The organism is Mesorhizobium sp. M2E.F.Ca.ET.209.01.1.1 (assembly GCF_004010375.2).
GTDB lineage: Bacteria > Pseudomonadota > Alphaproteobacteria > Rhizobiales > Rhizobiaceae > Mesorhizobium.
This window is the reverse complement of the sequence record NZ_SADP02000742.1, coordinates 1-326: the sequence shown is the minus strand read 5'-3', so window position 1 is coordinate 326 and position 326 is coordinate 1. Positions and strand designations below refer to the sequence as shown.

Annotated in this window: 1 protein-coding gene; it reads left to right on the top strand. The window is 58.3% G+C overall.

The genetic code is table 11. The features are described from left to right. On the top strand, positions 1-326 hold a 326-nt coding region (locus EN852_RS37700), incomplete at both ends, for an ABC transporter substrate-binding protein (protein ID WP_246694550.1).

Here is a 326-nt window from a genome sequence, read left to right as displayed (position 1 = left end):
CGCTGGTCAAATACACCACCGAATACACGTTCCGTCCCTATCTGCTCGAGAGCTGGGACGTTAATGACGATGCCACCGAGTATGTGCTGCATGTGCGCAAGGGCGTGACTTGGCACAACGGCGATGCCTTCACCGCCGACGACGTGTTGCACAACTTCAACCGTTGGGGCGAAAAGGCCGCCGAAGGCAATTCCATGCCCGGCCGTCTTGGCACGCTGTTTGACGACAAGACCGGCAAGCTCCGTGAAGGCGCGGTCACCAAGGTCGATGACATGACGGTCAAGCTGTCGCTTACCAAGCCCGACATCTCGATCATGCCCGGAATT